This window comes from Streptomyces hoynatensis (genome assembly GCF_003626535.1).
Classification (GTDB): Bacteria; Actinomycetota; Actinomycetes; order Streptomycetales; family Streptomycetaceae; genus Streptomyces; species Streptomyces hoynatensis.
The window spans coordinates 1-16,471 of sequence record NZ_RBAL01000016.1 but is presented as its reverse complement, the minus strand read 5'-3'; the positions used below and the strand labels follow the sequence as shown (position 1 = coordinate 16,471).

Here is a 16,471-nt window from a genome sequence, read left to right as displayed (position 1 = left end):
CGCGTCCGCTTCCCCACCGGCGGCCGATCCCCACCGACTCCCCACCGGCGGCCGAGCCTCGCGCGGCCGACGGGGCGCGCCGGCGCCCCCGCTACTCCTCGGGCAGCCAGCCCAGTTGCACGAGGCGGCTGTCGCGGCGGCGCCCCACCAGGCGGGCCCGGCCCTGTGGCAGCGGCTGCGCCCTGGCCCCGTGCAGGATCTCGCCCTCCTTCGGGTCGCCGGAAAGCAGCAGGCCCTGGGCGCCCGCGTCCCGCAGCCGCTGCAGGAACGGGTCGAACAGGGCCCGTCCGATGCCCGCCGCGTTGCGCGCCACGATGAAGCTGATGCCGGTGTCCCTCGCGTAGGCCAGGTGGTCGGCCAGCGTGGTCAGCGGGTTCCTGCCCGCGGCCGAGGCCAGGTCGTGGTCGTCGACGATGACGAACATCCGCGGGCCCGACCACCAGTTGCGCGCCCGCAGCTCCTGGAGCGTGATGTTCTCCCGCGGGGCGCGCTTCTCGAAGAGGCTGTTGAGGGAGAGAACGTCCGTGTTGAGCTTCGCCTCCGTGGTGGCGTACCCGGCGACGTAGCCCTCGGGGGCGGCGGCCATCAGCGAGCGCCGGAAGTCCGTGATGGCGAAGCGCGCCTCGCCCGGGCCGTAGCGCTCGGTCAGCTTGTGCATGATCAGGCGCAGCGCGGCCGTCTTGCCCGACTCGTTCTCCCCGATGACCAGCAGGAAGGGGTCCCGGTCGAAGTCGAGGAAGACGGGCTCCAGGTCGGACTCGCCGAGGCCGATGGCGATGCCGTCCTGTGGGCGTTCGAAGCCCTTGGGGAGGTCCTGGGCGGGCAGGCGGCGCGGCAGCATCCGCACCCGCGGGGCAGGCGGGCCATTCCACGCCTCGTCCACGGCGGCCACCAGGGCGGCCGTGGCCGCGGTGAGTCCCTCCGCGCCCGGGGTGCCGTCCAGCCGCGGCAGGGCCGAGATCCAGTGCAGCCGCTCCGGGGTCTGCCCGCGGCCGGGGATGTCCGCGGGAACGGCCGCGGCCACCTTCCGGTCGAAGTCCGAGTCGAGGGCGTCGCCCAGCCGCAGTTCGAGGCGGTTGGTCAGCTGGTCCTTGACGGCCACCCGCAGCTCCATGTGGCGGGAGGCGGTGACGATCAGGTGGATGCCGTAGCCGAGGCCGCGGGTGGCGATGTCGGCGAGCACCGGCTCCAGCGTCATGTCGTGGTCCTGCTTGAACGCGGCCCACCCGTCGACCAGGAGGAACACGTCGCCCAGCGGCTGGTCGGCCAGCCGCCCCTCGGCGCGGAGCCGGCGGTAGGTGGGCATCGAGTCGATCCCCTGGCGCCGGAACAGCTCCTCGCGCGTGGCCAGGGCCCCGGCCACCTCGGCGACGGTCCGGCGCACCCGGTCCGGGTCGAGCCGCGAGGCGACGCCGCCGACGTGCGGCAGGCCCTCCAGGGCCGACAGCCCGCCGCCGCCGAAGTCCAGCGCGTAGAACTGGACTTCGGCCGGGGTGTGGGTGAGCGCGAAGGAGGCGACCAGGGTGCGAAGCAGCGTCGACTTGCCGGACTGGGGCCCGCCCACGACGAGCATGTGGCCGCCCGCCCCCGAGAAGTCCCGCACCAGGGTCTCGCGCCGCTGCTCGAAGGGCTTGTCGACCAGGCCGAGGGGCACCGCCAGGCTCCCGGAGCGCCCGGGCGCCGAGAGGCCACGGCCCTCCTCGACCCGCAGCCCCGGCAGCAGCTCGCCCAGCGTGGGGGAGGAGTCGAGCGGCGGCAGCCAGACCTGGTGGGCGGCGGGGCCCTGCCCCTCCAGGCGGCGGGCGATGACGTCGAGCACCGTGTCCGCGAGGGCGTCCTCGCCGGCGGCCGGGGCCTGGGCCGGGGGGTGGGGCGCCGCCGGGCCGGGCTCCGCGTGGGCCACGGGAACCGGATCGGCGGTGAACACGACGGGGTGGCGCGCCGGGGGCCGCGGCCCGTCCGCGGCGGCCACGGGCTTCGCCGAGGGCTCGCGGTAGGGGCCCGAGACGTACGCCGCCTTGAAGCGGACCATCTCGTCGGTGCCGAACTTGAGGATGCCGGAGCCGGGAATCTGCGGCAGGTGGTAGGCGTCGGGCGTGCCGATGGCGGTGCGGGACTCGGCGGCGGAGAAGGTGCGCAGCCCGATCCGGTACGAGAGGTAGGTGTCGAGGCCGCGGAGCCTGCCCTCCTCCAGGCGCTGGGAGGCCAGCAGGAGGTGGACGCCGAGCGACCGGCCGATCCGGCCGATCTGGATGAACATGTCGATGAAGTCGGGCTTGGCGGAGAGCAGTTCGCTGAACTCGTCGATCACGAGCACCAGCGAGGGCAGCGGCTCGAGCGGGGCCCCGGCCGCGCGCGCCTTCTCGTAGTCGCCGAGGTTCGCGTAGTTGCCCGCGGCGCGCAGCAGCTCCTGGCGGCGCTGGAGCTCGCCGCGGATCGAGTCGCCCATCCGGTCGACGAGGGTCAGGTCGTCGGCCAGGTTGGTGATGACGGCGGAGACGTGGGGGAGCCCGGCCATGCCGGTGAACGTGGCGCCGCCCTTGAAGTCGGCGAGCACGAAGTTCAGCGTCTCCGAGGTGTGGGTGACCGCCAGGCCGAGGACCAGCGTGCGCAGCAGCTCCGACTTGCCCGAGCCGGTGGCGCCCACGCACAGGCCGTGCGGGCCCATGCCCTCCTGGGCCGCCTCCTTGAGGTCCAGCATCACCGGCTGGCCCTCCTCGTCCACGCCGATGGGCACCCGCAGCCGCTCGCCCGCCGAGCGCGGGCGCCAGGTCCTGGCCACGTCCACCGCGGCGGGGTCCCCGAGCCCGAGCAGCTCCGCGAAGTCCAGCTCGGCGAGCAGCGGTTCGTCCTCGTCCGCCGCCGTGCCCAGGCGCAGCGGCGCCAGCTGCCTGGCCAGGGCCTCGGCCGCGGCGGGCGGCAGCACGTCGGGCTCGCCCTCGAACACGGTGCCCTCGGGGGACTCGAGGCGCAGCTCGCCCGGCGTGCAGTGCACCCACAGCGCGCCCCGGGCCGGCCCGGGACCGCCGAAGGGCTCGCCGCGGCCCGGCTCACCGCCCGGCAGCAGCTCCAGCACGGTGACGCCCTGAAGGCCCTCGGCGGCAGCGAAGGCCGAGTGCGGGGGCAACCGGACGCCGTCGAGCACGAGCAGCACGTGCGGCGCGTCGAGCACCGGCTTGCCGCCGGGGGAGAACCGCCCCCTGCCCTTCAGCCGCCCCGCCAGCTCCTGCTCCAGGTCGGGCACCTGCCGCCCCAGCAGCCGCCGGGTGCCCGCGCCGTCCAGGGAGGCCAGCTGGGTGTGCGGCAGCCATTTCGCCCACTCCCAGGCGCCGGCCGCGTCCGCCGACGAGGCCACGGCCACGGTGACGTCCTCGGGCGAGTGCAGCGCGGTCAGGGAGACCACCAGCGAGCGGGCCGTGCCGCGGGCGGTCTCCGGCTCGCCGGTGAGCGCGATCCGGTGGAAGCCGCGCAGCGAGACCGCCATCGGGAGCCCGCGCACCGTGCCGTGCGTGTCGAGGAAGCGCCGCATCGCGCCGGCCGTCAGCGGCTCGGGCTCGTCGGCCTGCGCCGCGTCGGGAGGCACCAGGGGCGTCGCCAGCTGGTGCTCGCCGAGGCCGAGGCGCACCTGCCCGAAGTCGGCGTCGCCGGGCCGCCGCTCCCACACCCTGCTGCCCTCGGCCACCAGCGCCCACAGCTGGTCGGGGGCCGGGTGCAGGTAGAGCTGGGAGTCCCGCTGCTCCCGCGCCGTCCGCCGCACCGCCTCCCGGGTGCGGGCCAGGTACTTGAGGTAGTCCCGCCTGGCCTCGGCCATCTGGCCCTGGGTGCCGCGGCGGAAGCGGACGACCATGGCGACCAGCATGCCGACCGTCGAGACCAGCATCAGCATGCCCATCACCCGCATCATCGGCGCGGCGTTCGGCATGAAGAAGAAGACGACCGAGGTGCCCATGCCGAGCATCGGCACGAGCTGCATCAGCACGCTCTCCTGCTGCCCTCTGGGCAGCTCGGGCGGCGAGGCGAGGTGCACGGGCTCGTCGGCGACCTTCTCCGGAAGGGCGCGCGGCGGCCGCTTGACCACGATCTGGCTCAACGAAATCCCCCCCGCGGCAACGGCAGACGTACGGCTGGTGTCGCGCTCCGCATCCTACTGACCACCACCGACAGCACAGCCGGTAGGGTGACGGGCGCACTGCGTGCGCAACCGTGAGGGGGGAAACGTACCGTGAGCACGACCGCGACCGGGCCGGCGAGCCCGGGTGGGCAGGCGAATCGGGCGGTGCAGGCGCCGGCCACGGGGACGGGCACCGGGTTCTGCCGGGTGACGGTGGCGGCGCCGGGCAGCCGCGTCGACCTGGCGCTGCCCGAGGACGTCCCGCTGGCCGACCTGTACCCCGAGCTCCTCAGACTCGCCGGGCAGGCCCCGGACCCGGGCGCCCCGGTGGGCTATCACCTGGTGCGGCGCGACGGCACCGTCCTGGACGGCGCCCGCACCCTCGGCGCCCAGCGGGTGCTGGACGGCGAGGTCCTGGTACTGCGTCCCTTTGCCGACTCGCTGCCGCCGCCGGTGCACGACGACGTGACCGACGCCGTCGCCGAGGCCGTGACCCACGACCGGCTGCTGTGGCACGACGGCATGCTGCGCGCCGGGGGGCTGATCGCCGCGGGGGTGCTGGCCGCGCTCACCGCGGCGGCGCTGTGGCTGGGCGAGCCGGACCGGCACGACATGCACGGGCTGCCCGGCGTCCTCGCGGGCGTCCTCGCCGTGCTGCTGATCGCCTTCGCCGCCGTGCGCGCCCGGGTCTACGAGGACCGCGCGGCGGCCGTCGCCTCCGGGCTGGCGGCCCTGCCGCACGCCCTGGTCGGGGGCACGGGGGCGCTTCCGCTGGACGCGGGGCACGGCGCCGGGCGCCTGCAGCTGCTGCTCGGCTGCCTGGCCGTGCTGCTGGCCTCGGCCGTGCTGATCGCCGCGATGCCCGAGGCGGCGAGCTGGTTCGCCGCGGGCGCCTGCGCCGCCACCCTCGGCGCGCTCGCCACCTTCTGCGCCCTGCTCACCGAGGGCACCCCCGTCCAGACCGCGGCGCTCTGCCTGCCGGTCGTGCTGGGCGCCCTGGCGTTCCTGCCCGCCCTCACCGCGGCCCTGGTGCGGCTGCCCGTCGGCTACGAGACGCCGGCGCCGCCCCCCGACCCGCGCACGGCCCCGGGCGGCGGGCCGCGTTCCGAGGACCGCCCCGATCCGCTGGACACCGCCCGCATCGCCGCCCAGGCCCGGCGCGGCCACCAGATCCTCCTGGGCCTCACCGGCGGCTGCGCGGCGCTCGCCGTCGCGGCGGCCGGGGTGCTCGGCTTCGCCTCCGACGGCTGGGGCCGGCTGCTCGCGCTGGCCGCCGCCGTCGCCCTGCTCACCCGGGCCCGGCTGTTCCGCTACGCCGTCCAGGTGTCCGTCCTGCTCGCGGCCGGGCTGACCGCCCTGGTCCTGCTCGTCCTCGGCTTCGTGCTCGACGCCGCCACGGCGGGCGGCCGGCCGGAGGGAACGGACTCGCTGCACACCCTGTGGCTGGCCGCCGCCCTCACCGCGGCGGCCGGCCTGCTCGCCGCCGTCGCCCTGATCGTGCCCAGGGCGGGGCTGACGCCCTTCTGGGGACGCGTCCTCGACCTCACCGAAGGCGTAGTACTGTTGTCCCTGATTCCGCTGTGTCTGGCGGTACTTGACGTCTACGGCGAGGCCCGCGGCCTGACCAGCGGCTGAGGGGCCTTGGGGCCTGGGCCGATGTGCTCACCGGCCGGATCTGTTGTACGGTGCTCACTGGCCGTTTGCGTACGCGCCCCCGGAGTCTTCTGGAGGAAGCGCTCAGCGGACCCCGCCTCCCGAGTTCCGGAAGTTCCCCTGCGGGTCAGACCAGGGGCACTCGGTGGCCAGATGAACACCACCAAGGAGTACGTGTGTCGTCGCTCGACGCCGCAACGAAGCAGAAGATCATCGCCGAGTTCGCCACCAAGGAGGGCGACACCGGCTCCCCCGAGGTCCAGGTGGCGCTGCTCTCGCGCCGCATCTCGGACCTGACCGAGCACCTGAAGACCCACAAGCACGACCACCACTCCCGCCGGGGCCTGCTGCTCCTGGTCGGCCAGCGCCGCCGCCTGCTCCAGTACCTGGCGAGCAAGGACATCCAGCGCTTCCGCACCCTGGTGGAGCGCCTCGGCATCCGCCGCGGCGCGGCGGGCGCCAGGTAAGACGCCATCGAGGGAGCGGCCACCGCTGGGGGCCGCTCCTTCGCCGTACTCCCCGCCCGCGCCCCGGCCACCGGCCGCGGGGCGCCGTGGCTCCCCGGGGCCGGAGCGAAACCGGGCCGGGACGCCGCCTCCTTTGTAGGCTGGACCCAGCGGCACAACGACATACCCGACACACACGAGGCGGAGCGCCATCCGCACCGACGCCGGTCCTCGGTAGTGGCCCCCGGGCGGCGTCCCGGGAGCTTCGATCGATGGCCGGCCCGCACGGAGGTGCTCCACCGCACCGTCCCGCCGCCCCACGGCGCGACGGAGAAGAGGAGACATTCCAAGGTGGAGAACGAAACCCACTACGCCGAGGCCGTCATCGACAACGGCTCCTTCGGCACCCGCACGATCCGCTTCGAGACCGGCCGGCTCGCCAGGCAGGCGGCCGGTTCCGCGGTCGCCTACCTCGACGACGACACGATGGTGCTCTCCGCCACCACCGCCTCGAAGCACCCCAAGGACCAGCTCGACTTCTTCCCGCTCACCGTCGACGTCGAGGAGCGGATGTACGCGGCGGGCAAGATCCCCGGTTCCTTCTTCCGGCGCGAGGGGCGTCCTTCGGAGGACGCGATCCTCACCTGCCGCCTGATCGACCGCCCGCTGCGCCCCTCGTTCAAGAAGGGCCTGCGCAACGAGATCCAGATCGTCGAGACGATCATGGCGCTCAACCCCGACCACCTCTACGACGTGGTCGCCATCAACGCCGCCTCCTGCTCGACGCAGCTGGCGGGCCTGCCGTTCTCCGGGCCGATCGGCGGCACCCGGGTTGCCCTGATCCGCGGCCAGTGGGTCGCCTTCCCCACCCACACGGAGCTGGAGGAGGCCGTCTTCGACATGGTCGTCGCCGGCCGGGTGCTGCCGGACGGGGACGTGGCGATCATGATGGTCGAGGCGGAGGCCACCGAGCAGACCATCACCCTGATCCGCGGCGGCGCGACCGCGCCGACCGAGGAGGTCGTGGCCGCGGGGCTCGAGGCGGCCAAGCCGTTCATCAAGGTGCTGTGCAAGGCGCAGTCCGACCTGGCCGCCAAGGCCGCCAAGCCGACCGCCGAGTTCCCGATCTACCTCGACTTCCAGGACGACGTCCTGGAGGCGCTGACCACGGCGGTCAAGGACGAGCTGGCGCAGGCGCTGACGATCCCGGGCAAGCAGGACCGCGAGGCGGAGCTCGACCGGGTCAAGACCGTCGCCGCCGAGAAGCTGCTGCCGCAGTTCGAGGGCCGCGAGAAGGAGATCTCGGCCGCCTACCGGGCGCTGACCAAGCAGCTGGTGCGCGAGCGCGTCATCCGCGACAAGGTCCGCATCGACGGCCGCGGCGTCACCGACATCCGCACCCTGGCCGCCGAGGTCGAGGCGATCCCGCGGGTCCACGGCTCGGCGCTCTTCGAGCGCGGCGAGACGCAGATCCTCGGCGTCACCACGCTGAACATGCTCCGGATGGAACAGCAGCTCGACACGCTGTCCCCGGTGACCCGCAAGCGGTACATGCACAACTACAACTTCCCGCCGTACTCCACCGGCGAGACCGGCCGCGTCGGCTCCCCCAAGCGCCGCGAGATCGGGCACGGGGCGCTGGCCGAGCGGGCGCTGATCCCGGTGCTGCCCAGCCGCGAGGAGTTCCCCTACGCGATCCGGCAGGTCTCCGAGGCCCTCGGCTCCAACGGCTCCACCTCGATGGGCTCGGTCTGCGCCTCGACCATGTCCCTGCTGAACGCGGGCGTGCCGCTGAAGGCGCCGGTGGCCGGCATCGCGATGGGCCTGATCTCGCAGGAGATCGAGGGCGAGACGCACTACGTGACGCTGACGGACATCCTCGGCGCCGAGGACGCGTACGGCGACATGGACTTCAAGGTCGCCGGCACCCGGCAGTTCGTCACCGCCCTCCAGCTCGACACCAAGCTGGACGGCATCCCCGCCTCGGTCCTGGCCGCCGCGCTCAAGCAGGCCAGGGACGCCAGGCTGCACATCCTCGACGTGATGAGCGAGGCCATCGACGTCCCCGACGAGATGTCCCCGAACGCGCCGCGGATCATCACGGTGAAGATCCCGGTGGACAAGATCGGCGAGGTCATCGGCCCCAAGGGCAAGATGATCAACCAGATCCAGGAGGACACCGGCGCCGACATCACCATCGAGGACGACGGCACGATCTACATCGGCGCCGCCGACGGCCCGGCCGCCGAGGCCGCCCGCACCGCGATCAACGGCATCGCCAACCCGACGATGCCCGAGGTCGGCGAGCGCTACCTGGGCACGGTCGTCAAGACGACCACCTTCGGCGCCTTCGTCTCCCTCCTGCCCGGCAAGGACGGCCTGCTGCACATCTCGCAGATCCGCAAGCTGGCCGGCGGCAAGCGGGTGGAGAACGTGGACGACGTCCTCGGCGTCGGCCAGAAGGTCCAGGTCGAGATCGCCGAGATCGACCAGCGCGGCAAGCTGTCCCTGATCCCCGTCCTGGAGGACGGGGCCGCGGAGGGCGAGGCCCAGGCCACCGAGAAGGGCGCTGCCGAGAAGTGACCGGTACGCCCCGCGCGACGACGGCCCGCCCCACCGCTGAGGTGGGGCGGGCCGTGCCCCGTCCGCGTCCCGCCACCGGCTCCGCCGTGCGCAAGACGGTGCTGCCCGGCGGGCTGCGGATCGTGACCGAGACGGTGCCGCAGGTGCGCTCCGTGTCCTTCGGCATCTGGGCCAGGGTCGGCTCCCGCGACGAGACCCCGGCGCTCAACGGCGCCACGCACTACCTGGAGCACCTGCTCTTCAAGGGCACGAGGCGGCGCTCTGCCCTGGACATCTCCTCGGTCATCGACGCCGTGGGCGGTGAGATGAACGCCTTCACCACGAAGGAGTTCACCTGCTACTACGCCCGGGTGCTCGACGCCGACCTGCCGCTCGCTGTCGACGTCGTCTGCGACATGCTCACCGGCTCGGTGATCGCCCCCGAGGAGGTGGACGCCGAGCGCGGCGTCATCCTGGAGGAGATCGCGATGACCGAGGACGACCCGAGCGACGGCGTGCACGACCTGTTCGCGCGCACCCTCTTCGGGGACTCCCCGCTCGGCCGCCCCGTCCTCGGCACCGTCGAGACGATCAACGCCCTGACCCGCGACCGCATCGCCCGCTTCTACCGGCGCCACTACGACCCGACCCGCCTGGTCGTCACCGCCGCCGGGAACCTCGATCACGACGCCCTCGTGGCCCAGGTCGCGCAGGCATTCGGGGAGGCCCTGTCCGCCGGCGCGGAGGCGGGCGCCGAGCCGGTGGGGCCGCGCTCGGGGCAGCGGGGGCTGCGCGCCGCGGGCCGGGTGGACGTGCTGGAGCGCCGCACCGAGCAGGCGCACGTCATCCTGGGGATGCCGGGCGTCTCCCGCCACGACGAGCGCCGCTGGGCCCTCGGCGTGCTCTCCGCCGCCCTGGGGGGCGGGATGAGCTCGCGCCTGTTCCAGGAGATCCGCGAGAAACGGGGCCTGGCCTACAACGTCTACACGCACACCTCCGGCTACGCCGACTGCGGCCTGTTCGGCGTCTACGCGGGCTGCCGCCCCGACCGCCTCTCCGACGTGCTGCGGATCTGCCGCGAGCAGCTCGCCGAGGTGGCAGAACACGGCCTCGACGAGGAGGAGACGCGCCGGGCGATCGGCCAGCTCACCGGTTCCACCGTGCTCGGCCTGGAGGACACCGGCTCGCTGATGCACCGCATCGGCAAGAGCGAGCTGTGCTGGGGCGAGCAGCTCTCGGTCGACGAGCTGCTGGACCGGATCGCCGCGGTCACTCCCGACGAGGTGCGGAAGGTGGCGGGGGAGGTGCTGGGGCAACGGCCCTCGCTCGCGGTCATCGGCCGGCTCAGCGGCAGCCAGGCCGCCCGCCTGTCCGAGGCCGTGGCCTGAGAGAATCGGCGGCCGTGGGCCCGGCCACCACCCGGCCGGGCGAGCAGAACAGTCGAGGGACGAGAAGAACTATGAGCAAGCTGCGCGTGGCGGTCCTCGGGGCCGGCGGGCGGATGGGCTCCGAGGCGGTGCGCGCGGTGCGGGCCGCGGAGGAGTCCGCGGGGGACATGGAGCTGGTCGCCGCCCTCGGCCGCGGCGACCCGCTGTCCACCCTGGTGGAGGCAGGCGCCACCGTGGCCGTGGACCTGACGCACCCGGACGCGGTGATGGCCAACGTCGAGTTCTGCGTGCGCCACGGCATCCACGCGGTCGTCGGCACCACGGGCTGGACCGAGGAGCGGCTGGCGGCGCTGCGCGACTGGCTCGCGGACTCGCCCGGCACCGGCGTCCTGATCGCGCCGAACTTCGGCATCGGCGCGGTCCTCACCATGCGTTTCGCCCGGCAGGCCGCGCGTTTCTTCGAGTCCGTGGAGATCGTCGAACTGCACCACCCGGGCAAGGCGGACGCCCCCAGCGGCACGGCCGTGCGCACCGCGCAGCTGGTCGCCGGGGCCCGCGAGGAGGCCGGGCTGCCCGCCCAGCCGGACGCGACCGGCACGGCCCTGCCCGGGGCCCGCGGCGCCGACGTCTCCGGGGTGCCGGTGCACGCGGTGCGGCTGCGCGGCCTGGTCGCGCACCAGGAGGTGCTGTTCGGCGGCGAGGGGGAGCTGTTCACCATCCGGCACGACTCGATGAACCGCGCCTCGTTCATGCCGGGCGTGCTGCTCGGGATTCGCCGGATCGCGGGCGCGCCCGGCCTCACCTTCGGCCTTGAGCACTTCATGGAGCTGGACGGCTGACCGTGCGCGCCAGGTTCCTGTACTTCCTGATGAGCGCCGCCCTGGTGGGCTACTTCCTGCTGGCCGGCCAGCGCGGGGTGCTGCTCATCGCGCACGGCACCTGGGTGTCGGTGCCGCTGGGGGCGGCCGTGCTGGTCCTGCCGCTGCTGGGGGCCTGGTTCCTGTGGCGCAGCCTCCGGTTCGTGCTGGACGCCAACCGGCTGGCCCGCGAGCTGGACGCCGAGGGCGGGCTGCCCGTGGACGACCTGCCGCGCGCGCCGAGCGGCCGTATCCAGCGCGAGGCGGCGGACGCGGTGTTCGCGCAGCGGCGGGCCGAGGCGGAGGCCCATCCCGAGGACTGGCGCTGCTGGTTCCGCCTCGCGGTCGCCTACCACGACGCCCGGGACACCCCGCGGGCCAGGAAGGCGATGCAGCACGCGATCGCGCTGCACGCGGGAAGCGCCTCGCCCGAGCACTGACCGCCCCAGCCGGGCGAACGCCCCGGGGAGGCGTCTCCCGCGGCGCCGACGCCACCGGGCGGCCACCGGTCCCGGGGGACGCCCCTTCCCGGGGCGTGCCCGGGCGCGAGCGCCCGCGGGGGCTACTGGTGCTCGGCCGCCCAGGCCTCGATGGTGTCCGCGGCCCGGTCGAAGACCTCGGGGCGGCCCAGGAAGTCGGCGCTGTGGTCGGTGAGCAGCATCCGCAGCGGCTCGCCGTGGTGCCGCTCCACGAGCAGCCCCTGGCCCTGCACGGTGCGCGGCAGCCCCAGCCACTTCACGGGCTGCTGAACGGTGTGCACGCGCGAGATCTCCCGCCAGCGCAGGGTGCGGGTGCCGAGCAGGCCGACGCGGCGCAGGCCGCGGGAGCTGACCCAGATCCCCATGCGCAGCAGGCGCAGGGCGAGGGCGATGGTCACCACGGCGGTGCCCACCGTGACGCCGGCCCCCGCCGGGGGCCCGGCCAGCGCGATGATCAGCGCCGAGATCATCAGGTAGGCGGAGATCAGCAGTATGACGGCGGCGATGCCGACGCGCCAGGGGCCCAGACGGTAGGGGCGCCGCCAGTAGTCCTGGTCGGAGTGGGGCAGCGGAACGTCCGGCTGAGCGGCCGTGGAGGCGTCACGGTCGGCCGCGAGAAAGGTCAGGGGCACGGCTGGTCCTCGTTCGTATCACAGTCGAGCACAGGGGGGACGTGCTGTGAACGGTGAGGCTATCGCGCTCAGCGGTTGTCGGCTGCCTCCGGGGCGTCGGGGGCGGACCCGTGCTCCACGTCCAGGGCGGGTCTGGCCAGCAGCAACGCGCCCACGAGCCCGGATATCACGATGAGCCCGACCAGCAGGTGCCCCAGCCGCTGGCCGAGGCTCGGGCGCGGCCCGCGGGCCGGATCGCCCGGTGCGCCGCCCGGAGAGACGCCGGGACGTTCCTCATCGATGGGCCACGACATGCCGGTACTCCTCTCCTGATCGGGGTGGATACAAAGTTATCAGCTGAAGAATCCGACTCGATGACAAAGGTTCGATTTGCGGGCTGCTCTCCGCCGGGCTCCCGTCACCTCACGTGACGGTCCTAGGGTGGTGCCGCCCTGCCCGTGCCGCCCTCGAAAGGACGCGCCGATGAACGACCTCCCGAGCTTCCGCAGCGACATCACCGTCGAACTGGTCAAACACAGTGCCTCGGACACGGATGTGCTGTGGGCCGCGCGGGTCTCCACGGCCGGCGAGCAGTCCCTGGAGGAGGTGGGCAAGGACCCCGAGCGCTCCAAGGGCCTCATCAACTTCCTGATGCGCGACCGGCACGGCAGCCCCTTCGAGCACAACTCGATGACCTTCCTCGTCAGCGCGCCGATCTTCGTCTTCCGCGAGTTCCACCGGCACCGCGTCGGCTGGTCCTACAACGAGGAGAGCGGCAGGTACCGGGAGCTCAAGCCGGTGTTCTACGTCCCGGGCGAGGACCGCAACCTCGTACAGGAGGGCCGCCCGGGCAAGTACCGCTTCGTGCCGGGCACCGCCGGGCAGCGCTCGCTGGTGCGCAAGGTCCTGGAGGAGTCCTACCTCCGGTCGTACGAGGCGTACCAGGAGATGCTGGCCGCCGGGGTGGCCAGGGAGGTCGCCAGGGCCGCGCTCCCGGTGGGCCTGTTCTCCTCCATGTACGCCACCTGCAACGCGCGCTCGCTGATGCACTTCCTCGGCCTGCGCACCCAGGACGAGCGGGCGAAGGTCCCCTCCTTCCCGCAGCGCGAGATCGAGCTGGTCGGCAGGCGGATGGAGGAGGAGTGGGCCCGGCTGATGCCGCTCACCCACGCCGCTTTCAACGCGAACGGCCGCGTGGCCCCCTGACGGCCACAACCCCCGCCCCACCGGGCCGGTGTGCCCTAAGGAAAACCCGATTGAAGTGTCACGTATTGCGACATTTCGCGAAGTTCATCTAGGGTGATTGAACGGACCCGGCGCTGCCTGAACCCCCGAGCAGGCAGCGCCGGGCTCCACAGCTTGTTCGCCCCGATGGGCCCCGGCACTCTGAGCTGCGGGTAGCGTGGAACCTATGGCACCGACCTCCACACCGCAGACCCCCTTCGGGCGGGTCCTCACCGCCATGGTCACGCCATTCACGGCGGACGGTTCGCTCGACCTCGACGGCGCGCAGCGGCTCGCCGTCCATCTGGTGGAAGCGGGAAACGACGGCCTGGTCGTCAACGGCACCACCGGCGAGTCCCCCACGACCAGCGACGCCGAGAAAGCCAGGCTGGTCCGCGCGGTGGTGGAGGCGGTCGGCGAGCGCGCGCACGTGGTGGCCGGCGTCGGCACCAACGACACCAGGCACAGCGTCGAGCTGGCCCGCGCCGCCGAGGAGGCCGGCGCCCACGGACTGCTCGCGGTCACGCCGTACTACAACAAGCCTCCGCAGGAGGGGCTCTACCAGCACTTCACCGCCGTCGCGGACGCCACCGGGCTGCCCGTGATGCTCTACGACATCCCCGGCCGCAGCGGCGTGCCGATCGACACCGAGACCATGGTCAGGCTGGCAGGTCACCCCCGGATCGTCGCCAACAAGGACGCCAAGGGCGACCTCGGCCGCGCCGGCTGGGCCATCGCCACCACCGGCCTCGCCTGGTACTCGGGCGACGACATGCTGAACCTGCCCCTGCTGTCCGTCGGGGCCGTCGGCTTCGTCTCCGTGGTCGGCCACCTGGTGACCCCCGAGCTGCGCGCGCTGGTCGACGCCTACACGAGTGGCGACGTCGCCAAGGCCACGGAGATTCACCAGAAGCTCCTGCCGGTCTTCACCGGCATGTTCCGTACCCAGGGTGTGATCACCACCAAGGCGGCCCTCGGCATGCTCGGTCTCCCGGGCGGCCCGCTCCGGCTCCCCCTCGTCGGGCTGACCGAGCAGGAGAGCGAGCAGCTGAAGCGGGATCTCACCGCCGGCGGGGTACAGATCTGAGAAACCAGACGCGAAGCACCACGCGAATCACCTCGCTCAAGGTGATAACTGAATACCGACCAGTGCACACAGACACGCGCGCCACGTGCCCTCACCAGGGCAGGTGGCGCGCGTGGTCAGGAGAGTCTCTTGAGTCATCCGCACCCAGAACTCGGCCCGCCGCCGAGCCTTCCTGAGGGTGGCCTACGCGTTACCCCGCTCGGCGGCCTCGGCGAAATCGGCCGCAATATGACCGTCTTCGAATACGGAGGGCGGCTCCTCGTCGTCGACTGCGGCGTCCTCTTTCCCGAACAGGAACAGCCGGGCGTCGACCTCATTCTGCCGGACTTCACCTGCCTGAGGGACCGCCTCGACGACATCGACGGCATTGTTCTCACCCACGGCCACGAGGACCACATCGGCGGCGTGCCGTACCTGCTGCGCGAGAAGCCAGACATCCCGCTCATCGGATCGAAGCTGACGCTCGCGCTGATCGAGGCGAAGCTGCAGGAACACCGCATCCGGCCGTACACGCTTGAGGTCCGCGAGGGACATCGCGAGCCCATCGGGCCCTTCGACTGCGAGTTCGTGGCCGTCAACCACTCCATTCCCGACGCGCTGGCCGTCGCCATCCGCACCCCGGCCGGAATGGCCGTGCACACCGGCGACTTCAAGATGGACCAGCTGCCCCTCGACGGCCGGCTCACCGACCTGCGAGCCTTCGCACGGCTCGGCGAGGAGGGCATCGACCTGCTGCTGTGCGACTCGACGAACGCCGAGGTACCCGGATTCATCGCCCCCGAGCGGGAGATCTCGGGCGTGCTGCGGCAGGTCTTCTCGCGGGCCGAGAAGCGCATCATCGTCGCCAGCTTCGCCAGCCACGTCCACCGCATCCAGCAGATCGTGGACGCGGCCCACGAACACGGCCGCAGGATCGCCTTCGTGGGCCGCTCCATGGTCCGCAACATGGGCATCGCCAGGGACCTCGGCTACCTGCGGGTGCCCGCCGGGCTCGTCGTGGACGTCCGCGCGCTCGACGACCTCCCCGACAACGAGGTCGTCCTGGTCTGCACCGGCTCGCAGGGCGAGCCGATGGCGGCCCTGTCCCGGATGGCCAACCGGGACCACCAGATCCGGATCGTCGAGGGCGACACCGTGATCCTGGCCTCCTCCCTGATCCCCGGCAACGAGAACGCCGTCTACCGCGTCATCAACGGCCTCACCCGCTGGGGCGCGACGGTGGTCCACAAGGGCAACGCCAAGGTGCACGTCTCGGGTCACGCCTCCGCCGGCGAACTGCTGTACTTCTACAACATCTGCCGGCCCAGGAACCTGATGCCGGTGCACGGCGAGTGGCGGCACCTGCGGGCAAACGCGGAACTCGGCGCCATGACCGGCGTGCCGGCCGAGCGGATCGTCATCGCCGAGGACGGCGTCGCGGTCGACCTGGTCGACGGCAAGGCGAAGATCGTCGGCAAGACCCAGGCCGGGTACGTGTACGTGGACGGCCTGTCCGTGGGCGACGTGACCGAATCCAGCCTGAAGGACCGCAGGATCCTCGGCGACGAGGGCTTCATCTCCGTCTTCGTCGTGGTGGACAGCAGCACCGGCAAGATCGTCAGCGGGCCGAGCATCCACTCCAGGGGCTCCGGCATCGAGGACTCGGACTTCGCCGAGGTCATCCCGAAGATCGACGAGGTCCTGTCCAGGTCGGCCCAGGACGGCGTGGTCGATCCGCACCAACTCCAGCAGCTGGTAAGGCGGACGATGGGCAAGTGGGTCTCCGACACGTACCGCAGGCGCCCGATGATCATGCCGGTCGTGGTCGACGTCTGAGCCCCATCTGGCGGCGGGGCGCCTGGATTTGCATCCAGGCGCCCCGCTCCAGTACGTTTACGACACCGCCGCAACGGGAAGCCGGGAAGGCCAACTGCCCCGGGTCCCGCGGAGGGTCCGTTCCTTGAGAACTCAACAGCGTGTCTATTCTCGTCAATGCCAGTTTATTGATTGAGTAGTTCATTTTTAGCGAGGATTCTCGCGTGAAGCATTCACGGAGAGTTTGATCCTGGCTCAG

At 72.6% G+C, this 16,471-nt stretch carries 12 protein-coding genes; 9 read left to right on the top strand and 3 right to left on the bottom strand.

The features are described from left to right. Positions 1-91 precede the first annotated feature (91 nt). Positions 92-4,090 carry a type VII secretion protein EccCa gene (gene eccCa / locus D7294_RS23085; protein WP_120682865.1) on the bottom strand — a complete coding sequence of 1,333 codons (3,999 nt, stop codon included), beginning with the start codon at positions 4,088-4,090 and terminating at the stop codon, positions 92-94. A 132-nt stretch (positions 4,091-4,222) separates the two neighbouring features. Between eccCa and eccD the strand changes: the two genes are divergently transcribed. The 6 genes from eccD to D7294_RS23055 all read left to right on the top strand — a co-directional run bounded on the left by eccD (position 4,223) and on the right by D7294_RS23055 (position 11,457). Then, on the top strand, positions 4,223-5,746 hold the full coding sequence (eccD, locus tag D7294_RS23080; RefSeq protein ID WP_120682863.1) for a type VII secretion integral membrane protein EccD: 1,524 nt from the start codon (positions 4,223-4,225) through the stop codon (positions 5,744-5,746). 194 nt (positions 5,747-5,940) lie between these two features. Beyond that, positions 5,941-6,231: a 30S ribosomal protein S15 gene (gene rpsO, locus D7294_RS23075; protein ID WP_120682861.1), complete on the top strand. Its 291-nt coding sequence runs from the start codon at positions 5,941-5,943 to the stop codon at positions 6,229-6,231. 330 nt (positions 6,232-6,561) lie between these two features. Further along, positions 6,562-8,793: a polyribonucleotide nucleotidyltransferase gene (locus tag D7294_RS23070; RefSeq protein WP_120682859.1), complete on the top strand. Its 2,232-nt coding sequence runs from the start codon at positions 6,562-6,564 to the stop codon at positions 8,791-8,793. Next, a complete protein-coding gene (locus tag D7294_RS23065) occupies positions 8,790-10,160 on the top strand; it encodes a M16 family metallopeptidase (protein ID WP_120682857.1) in 1,371 nt (456 codons plus the stop codon). The genes D7294_RS23070 and D7294_RS23065 overlap by 4 nt, the downstream gene beginning before the upstream one ends. A gap of 71 nt (positions 10,161-10,231) precedes the next feature. Continuing rightward, positions 10,232-10,999, top strand: coding sequence for a 4-hydroxy-tetrahydrodipicolinate reductase (gene dapB / locus D7294_RS23060; RefSeq protein WP_120682855.1), 768 nt, complete (start codon positions 10,232-10,234; stop codon positions 10,997-10,999). Between the two features lie 2 nt (positions 11,000-11,001). Beyond that, positions 11,002-11,457 carry a hypothetical protein gene (locus D7294_RS23055; protein WP_120682853.1) on the top strand — a complete coding sequence of 152 codons (456 nt, stop codon included), beginning with the start codon at positions 11,002-11,004 and terminating at the stop codon, positions 11,455-11,457. Between the two features lie 122 nt (positions 11,458-11,579). On the opposite strand, the gene D7294_RS23050 is transcribed toward D7294_RS23055, so the two are convergent. Together D7294_RS23050 and D7294_RS23045 are read right to left on the bottom strand one after the other, a co-directional pair. Next, complete coding sequence (locus D7294_RS23050) at positions 11,580-12,128, bottom strand: hypothetical protein (RefSeq protein ID WP_120682851.1); 549 nt, start codon at positions 12,126-12,128, stop codon at positions 11,580-11,582. A 68-nt stretch (positions 12,129-12,196) separates the two neighbouring features. Further along, on the bottom strand, positions 12,197-12,421 hold the full coding sequence (locus D7294_RS23045; protein ID WP_120682849.1) for a hypothetical protein: 225 nt from the start codon (positions 12,419-12,421) through the stop codon (positions 12,197-12,199). Between the two features lie 169 nt (positions 12,422-12,590). Here D7294_RS23045 and thyX point away from each other — a divergent pair, with 169 nt between their 5' ends. The 3 genes from thyX (at position 12,591) to D7294_RS23030 (ending at position 16,233) form a co-directional block, all read left to right on the top strand. After that, complete coding sequence (gene thyX / locus D7294_RS23040; RefSeq protein ID WP_120682847.1) at positions 12,591-13,313, top strand: FAD-dependent thymidylate synthase; 723 nt, start codon at positions 12,591-12,593, stop codon at positions 13,311-13,313. A gap of 205 nt (positions 13,314-13,518) precedes the next feature. Next, positions 13,519-14,418: a 4-hydroxy-tetrahydrodipicolinate synthase gene (gene dapA, locus D7294_RS23035; protein ID WP_120682845.1), complete on the top strand. Its 900-nt coding sequence runs from the start codon at positions 13,519-13,521 to the stop codon at positions 14,416-14,418. A gap of 129 nt (positions 14,419-14,547) precedes the next feature. After that, positions 14,548-16,233: a ribonuclease J gene (locus D7294_RS23030; RefSeq protein WP_120682843.1), complete on the top strand. Its 1,686-nt coding sequence runs from the start codon at positions 14,548-14,550 to the stop codon at positions 16,231-16,233. Positions 16,234-16,471 lie beyond the last annotated feature (238 nt).

Coding starts and splice junctions, on each gene's coding strand:
- D7294_RS23045 (WP_120682849.1), bottom strand. CDS start 12,421: ATGTCGTGGCCCATCGATGAGGAACGTCCCGGCGTCTCTCCGGGCGGC.
- dapB (WP_120682855.1), top strand. CDS start 10,232: ATGAGCAAGCTGCGCGTGGCGGTCCTCGGGGCCGGCGGGCGGATGGGC.
- thyX (WP_120682847.1), top strand. CDS start 12,591: ATGAACGACCTCCCGAGCTTCCGCAGCGACATCACCGTCGAACTGGTC.
- dapA (WP_120682845.1), top strand. CDS start 13,519: ATGGCACCGACCTCCACACCGCAGACCCCCTTCGGGCGGGTCCTCACC.